Annotated in this window: 5 protein-coding genes and 1 pseudogene; 4 read left to right on the forward strand and 2 right to left on the reverse strand. The window is 55.9% G+C overall.

The window, feature by feature from the left end; translation table 11 throughout:
- Positions 1 to 143: 143 nt before the first annotated feature.
- From F617_RS0126680 to F617_RS0126690, 3 genes are all read left to right on the forward strand, one after another.
- Positions 144 to 452, forward strand: coding sequence for a mobilization protein (locus F617_RS0126680; protein ID WP_019567428.1), 309 nt, complete (start codon positions 144 to 146; stop codon positions 450 to 452).
- Positions 449 to 2,113 carry a type IV secretory system conjugative DNA transfer family protein gene (locus tag F617_RS0126685; RefSeq protein WP_019567429.1) on the forward strand — a complete coding sequence of 555 codons (1,665 nt, stop codon included), beginning with the start codon at positions 449 to 451 and terminating at the stop codon, positions 2,111 to 2,113. The genes F617_RS0126680 and F617_RS0126685 overlap by 4 nt, the downstream gene beginning before the upstream one ends.
- 417 nt (positions 2,114 to 2,530) lie before the next feature.
- Complete coding sequence (locus F617_RS0126690) at positions 2,531 to 2,902, forward strand: hypothetical protein (RefSeq protein ID WP_019567430.1); 372 nt, start codon at positions 2,531 to 2,533, stop codon at positions 2,900 to 2,902.
- 514 nt (positions 2,903 to 3,416) lie between these two features.
- Here F617_RS0126690 and F617_RS27475 read toward each other — a convergent pair.
- Positions 3,417 to 4,499, reverse strand: a pseudogene (locus F617_RS27475) (GSU2403 family nucleotidyltransferase fold protein).
- Positions 4,500 to 4,809: 310 nt separating this feature from the next.
- The gene (locus F617_RS27480; protein ID WP_019567431.1) at positions 4,810 to 5,118 is read right to left on the reverse strand and encodes a hypothetical protein; all 309 of its coding nucleotides are present in this window, start codon (positions 5,116 to 5,118) and stop codon (positions 4,810 to 4,812) included.
- 319 nt (positions 5,119 to 5,437) lie between these two features.
- On the opposite strand from F617_RS27480, the gene F617_RS0126715 reads away from it, so the two are divergent.
- A complete protein-coding gene (locus tag F617_RS0126715) occupies positions 5,438 to 5,791 on the forward strand; it encodes a cupin domain-containing protein (protein ID WP_019567432.1) in 354 nt (117 codons plus the stop codon).
- Positions 5,792 to 6,040 lie beyond the last annotated feature (249 nt).

The following is a 6,040-nucleotide window of genomic DNA, read 5'->3' on the forward strand; positions in this document are numbered from 1 at the left end:
ACCACAGCGTCATGAACCATACGGTCCAACCTACTCTCACAATCGCTATGTCGATCTCCTCATAGAAACTGGTCTGTCTTCCAGGAACGAAGCCGCAGTCAACAGCGGCAGTTCCGGTACGACCGCAATCGAAAGGAACAATCGTGGCAAGGAAAACCATCGAACAGCGCCTGGCTGAACTGGATGCGCAACGTTCCGCCCTCAAGGCCCGTCTCTCGAAAACCGAGCGCAACAACGATATGCGCCGCAAGGTCCTGATCGGGTCGCTCGTTCTACATCACCTGGAGACTTCGGATGATCAGGAGTTCAACAAACAACTCGGTGACTGGCTGCGCCGCGAACTACCGGGCTTTCTGACACGCGACAGTGACAAGGCACTCTTCACCGATCTGATTGGACCAGTACAGCCGGGCACGGCAGAGAGTGGTTACGGCGTGCAGGGTGCTCCATGAACCGATTGCGACTTGCCCGCGACGCATTCAAAAACATGATGCGAGCCGCCGCGCGTGATCCGCTTTGGGCATTTCTGGCTTTGATCGCCATGCCCTTCCGGATCTGGAAACGGCTCCTTGGATTTATGTTCATCCTGTTCAACGTCACCTTTGTGATCGGCATGGGTGGCGGTCATTTCCTCGAGCAAATGGGTTTCGAGCGGGGCTCGCTTGTCCACATCATCCCAGGTCTCTTAACCCTGCTGGCGCTTGCCGTTATCACCTTTTGGTTCATTACCACTCCACTGATTTTGCATTTTGGGGACAGTGACGATGATACCCATGGCTCCGCCCGCTTTGCGACAGACAAGGAGATAGCTGCTCTCACCTCATCCGCTTCCGGCCTGTTGATCGGTCGTGATGTCAAATCGGGTAAGCCCCTGCGCTATGATGGCCCGGCCCATCTCCTGACGATGGCGCCGACCCGTACCGGCAAGGGTGTCGGCACGATCATCCCGAACCTGCTGACCGCCGACCGGTCCATGATCTGCGTCGATCCGAAAGGTGAGAATGCAAGAATCACCGGCCGTGCGCGCCAGAAATTCGGGCCGGTTCATGTACTGGATCCTTTCGGGGTCACCGGGAGATCCTCGGCAGCCTTCAATCCCCTTGCCCTGCTTGATCCCCACAGCCTCGATGTCGCGGACGACGCCAGCACCCTTGCCGACGCCCTCGTGTTTGACGAACCGGGAATGGCGGGCGAGGCGCATTGGAGCGAGGAGGCAAAAGCTCTTATCGGCGGATTGTTGCTCGAGATCGTTGCATCTGAGCCTTTGAGACGTAGGCACCTCGCAACACTTCGCGAGTATCTCACCCTTGCTCCTGAACAGTTTGCAGCGCTGCTCAAGCGTATGCAGGAAAGCGATGCGGCAAGAGGTCTTGTCGCGCGCGCCGCAAACCGTCACCTGGGAAAATCCGATCGCGAAGCCGCAGGCGTTCTTTCCGCAGCCCAACGCCATACGCATTTTCTTGATTCACCGCGCATGACGGCCGTCCTCAGTCGCTCGGATTTCCGGTTTGCCGACCTCAAGCGCAGCAACGTGACGGTGTTCCTCGTCCTTCCTCCTGATCGCCTCTCGACCTATTCGCGCTGGCTGCGCCTGCTTGTCTCACAAAGCCTGCTCGAAATGGCCCGCGATCCGACAAAGCCGACGACACCGGTTCTTTATCTGCTCGACGAGTTCGCATCCCTTGGGCATTTGGCACCAGTCGAACGCGCGATGGGTCTGATGGCGGGCTATGGTGTCCAGCTTTGGCCCATCCTCCAGGACATCCATCAATTGCGTGCCACATACGGTCACCGCGCCGGAACCTTTCTGTCAAATGCCGGCGTGCTGCAGGTCTTCGGCGTCAACGATCAGGACAGCGCCCGCCTCATCTCTGATTTGCTTGGGCAGGAGACGGTCGTGTTCCAGACGATGGCGAGAGCCCTCGATTCCGATAAGACCGGGATCTCCTACAGCCAGCAACATACCGGCCGGCCGCTGCTCACCCCTGATGAGGTGCGCAATCTGTCGGCGCACGGACAATTGCTGTTCCTTGCCGGACAACGACCAATATTTGCTGAAAAGCTTGCCTATTTTGCCGATCCGGAGTTCAGGGAGATGTTCGACCCAGTTTAACGGAAATGGTGGTAAAAAGGCAGTTCGACAACCCATCAAATCCTTGTATGCGCGGCCCTCCGGCTATCTTGATTGTGAAGGCAATTTGCGCGCAATTCACTGGCCACGCAGTTTGCGAACGCAAGTTATTCGGCCATATCAAAGTCCGACCGCATAATGCTGTTCGGCAGAAAATCGAGAGCTTCGAGACTGATGGCGAGAGTTTCACTTTTGCCAAGCCCGTCTTCGTAGTGACACGAGACGTGCACCGTATTCGGTGTGCGCCTTAAACCTCGACGCGGTCTTTGTGAGCAGTTTCGACCAAAGCCGTTCGAGGCAGTTTTCCTAATGCGCTCATCGAATGGTTTAGAAATACGCGGTAAAGTTTGGCCGCGTTGGCTTTGACAATTTGTATGTCAGATTGCTTTGGGAGCGAATATGCGGAGCGTCGTTTTATCGTCTATTGTTCTGGGCGTGGCCATTGGCGGATCGCCGGTCCAAGCGCAGACGCGAATTCCATATGAGAAAGCACCTTACAACGACACTGGAATCCAATGCGGCGCTTTGTTCGCCCTCCTTGCCCATGGCTACGAGGAGGCAGGCGAAAAAGGTAAATCCGTCGATTACCAACAGAAATTCGCTAAGCAGTTGAAGGCTTCTGAGGAAGAATTTGAAAGCGTAGGGCGACCTAAGCTAGAAGCGAAACAAATTTACCAAGAACGTCGCGGCATTCTCGCTACCATGATGGAAAAGGATACCCAAATGATGGCGGGACTCGTCCGTTTCTGCGATAAAAAGTATCCCCTCTGAGCTCTTCCTGCAGTGAAAGGGCAGACGCATGTGCCCCACACGTCCTCTCCGATGCGATGTAGGCCGCCGCCACAGGTGCAGATCGGGCTTTCCGGCTCGATAATCTCCTCCACACGAATACAGCGGCGAGCCGGACTTGATGTCTTCGTCTCGCAGCATGGGCGTCAGGCTATATTGACCCATTTCAGTGGGTCATTTACGGCGGATTTTCAATTAATTGACCCATTATAATGGGTGTTTAAGACGCATTCTTGCCGCCCGCGGAAATTTCACAGCGGTTTCAGCGTGACAAGCGCTGCTCATCATCTATCAGGATCAACTGATGTGGGAGAGTGTCCTAACGGGAACGCACTCCTCCATAGCGCCGAAGTGAGCAACAGGACAGGCGTGCTTTTTGCTGGGAAGTCATAAAACGCAGGCGTGCTGCAGGTCTGCGACGTCAACGACCATGAAAGCGCCCGCCGCATCTTTGGCGAGGTCCCGGTCGCATGTGCTGTCTTCTGCTTCCATGTCCCTACGCCTTACCCAGTCGGTCTACCGTGACACCAAGGGCATTTGCCAACGCGAGCTTGCCGTTGTCTGGCATTAATACGAGGCCCGACAGGATCCCTTCCTGCCATGCCTCTCCGCGCGTCCACGCTTCGCGGTAGGCATCGGCAAGCAAATAGCTCTGTCGCGTCTCCAAGAGCGCCTCGCACAGCAGCGAGGCCTGTACGAGGTCCTTATCCCTCTTGGCTCGCCCGAGGGCATCCGTGCGCCTCCTGGATGCAACGATCAGCTTGTGGATGGCATACCGCTCGGGAGCGGGGATATTCACGCTAACGCCTTCCCGGTGCAGCAGTACCGTTCTTACGGGTTCGTAGATCAGGAAGTCCAGGAACCGCAAGTTTTCAGCAGACGCGCCTCCAAGGGCAGGCATTGGGGACGGCTTACCCGTGTAGTCGTCCGATCCACGGTTGGTCGTCAGGAATTCGACGGGTTGTTTACCGAATTCGAAAAGGCCACCACCTTTGCGTTATCGGCCTGGTGCGGGACCGCCCTGAACGTGCTGTCTATCGATCTCAGGAGATCGAGGATTGGAGGCAGGCTGTCCTCGACTTCCGCCGAGATCGCAAAGTCCTGTGCGAATCCTGTGCGAAGTCCGCATCGCCTGTTTGCATAGAGGTACCAGGGAGACGAACGCCAAGGAGGCCTGTGTAACAGCTGAAAGCCACGGAACCGACGAGGAGTGCCCTCAGACGGAATAGGCCCGCGTCAGCGAGTGCTTTAGTCACTTCACCCGCGAAGCGATCCGGCGCGGACATGCCACCGCTTCGCAGCAGCATGCCGACGAGCTTGCGCCGCTCCCGGATGTCGTCTTTGACCTGCCTATGGGCTTTCACCCGAGCCGTGATGTCGACGTCATCCTGCGGGCCGACATAGCGTCTCTTTTCCTTACCATCGGGAGTAGGGAGATCAAAATACCAGTGATTACGGCCCTTGACCGGAACCGCAACAAACCGACCTTTGAGGGAAAGTCTGCCTGAAACTGAGCATCGAACGTCCGCTCCGCGAGTTCAGCGAACGCCGTTCTGTAAACGAGGTCAATCTGCTTCATCGCCCGATCCCGTTATAATGAATTTGCAAAAACATTATAACTATGCTGCCAGATTGCGATGGAGCGAGGCTAGATCGGTTCGTTTTCATTCAGAAAGGGGAGACTGGTTCGCTTCGACACCATTGCATTCAGGCCGTCGAGGCGGAGACTGTAGACGGCCGCAACTGCCAGACTGAAACGCCGCTCCTTCGACCGCAAACGAAATAGTAGAAAGGGATACACGCTCTGGCGGATGGGATCGATGTTCCAGGCGACCGCGTTGAGATCGTAGTTGGCGAGTACCGAACTTGGAAATCCTCCCCCATGTCAGTTAAAAGACATGTACCGCACGACTTGCGTTTTCACTCAGGTCAAAGCCCCTATTCGGTATCGTGGCGTGCAGCAGGGCGTTTCGTACGTCGTCATCGCTGCGCCATCCGTGTTCGATGGACAGGGCTACGGTGTGGATGTCGACGACACTGTCGCGACCGGGACCGGAGGGAATTCCGATTGTTTCGCGCATGTCGCGAATTGTTGTGACGGCCCGTTCGAGAATACGGCGCTTCTTAAAGTCGTCGAGGTTCTCGAGCCGGTTGGCGTCACGGACGAGTTCGGCAATGAAACTGTTGGTCAGGGTCATGCTATGAGGTTGCCGGGACGGCTGACGGGCGTCAATGGAAGGCCTTCAAGGTGGGATTCCAGCCCCGAAGTTGACGCCAGGCTGTGACGCAGATGCATCACGGCGCGTGGGCACAGAGGCGTGCAATTTTACAGAACAGTATCTGAACGAAATCACGCGTCCGCTAAGGGCTGAGAGGCGTCTTCCGCTTCGCGCTAACGGTAGTCATACGCCCAGATCGCTCAGCGTCACGGTCGATCAATTAACGACATTTGCACTGCTGCATGTTTGGTGTTTAGTCTGGGCTTGAACGGCCGGCCTGACCAACAGAGGAATTTCAATGCAAAAGAAAGCAGTGCTCCTCGAGCGGGCTCAATGGGCCGAGAAAGAGAGCGTATGGCAAGGCGAGTTCGAAGGGAGCCTATTTGGCGCAAACGTCTCGGTCATGTTTTACACCACTGACGAAATCGGCCGAGGCCCCAAGCTGCACAAACATCCTTATGATGAAGTATTTATAGTGCGGCAAGGACGAGCGCTCTTTACCGTCGGGGAGCAGCAGTTGGACGTTAGGGAGGGTCAGATCGTGTTCGGACCGGCCAACTTACCGCACAAATATGTAAACATGGGTCCGGGCCGTCTTGAGATGATCGATATTCATGTTACCGGTGAATTTTCTCAAGAAGACTTGGAGTAGCCATCGGCTGCTTTTCAACATCCATGCAGTTTTTGATTAGGACGCAACGTACGGCAGCTTCGGGCCGAGAGCCCTTTATGTTGATCGGCCGCTTTGCGACGATACTGTTGATTTATTCGGGCGGTTTAGAGGTGGCTCGGTTTGTTTGAACAGGTTCGGGCGTTTCACTAAGTGGATTTCCGCCTCGATTATGCAGCCACCATCATTGATGCCAGCGCGTTGAAGTAGGCCTGATCCGGCGTCTGCCGA

This window comes from Agrobacterium sp. 10MFCol1.1 (genome assembly GCF_000381165.1).
In the GTDB taxonomy this organism is placed as follows: domain Bacteria; phylum Pseudomonadota; class Alphaproteobacteria; order Rhizobiales; family Rhizobiaceae; genus Agrobacterium; species Agrobacterium tumefaciens.

What these genes read in the sequence shown, in the direction of transcription:
- F617_RS0126685 (WP_019567429.1), top strand. Translation starts at nt 449, where the DNA reads ATGAACCGATTGCGACTTGCCCGCGACGCATTCAAAAACATGATGCGA.
- F617_RS0126690 (WP_019567430.1), top strand. Translation starts at nt 2,531, where the DNA reads ATGCGGAGCGTCGTTTTATCGTCTATTGTTCTGGGCGTGGCCATTGGC.
- F617_RS27480 (WP_019567431.1), bottom strand. Translation starts at nt 5,118, where the DNA reads ATGACCCTGACCAACAGTTTCATTGCCGAACTCGTCCGTGACGCCAAC.
- F617_RS0126715 (WP_019567432.1), top strand. Translation starts at nt 5,438, where the DNA reads ATGCAAAAGAAAGCAGTGCTCCTCGAGCGGGCTCAATGGGCCGAGAAA.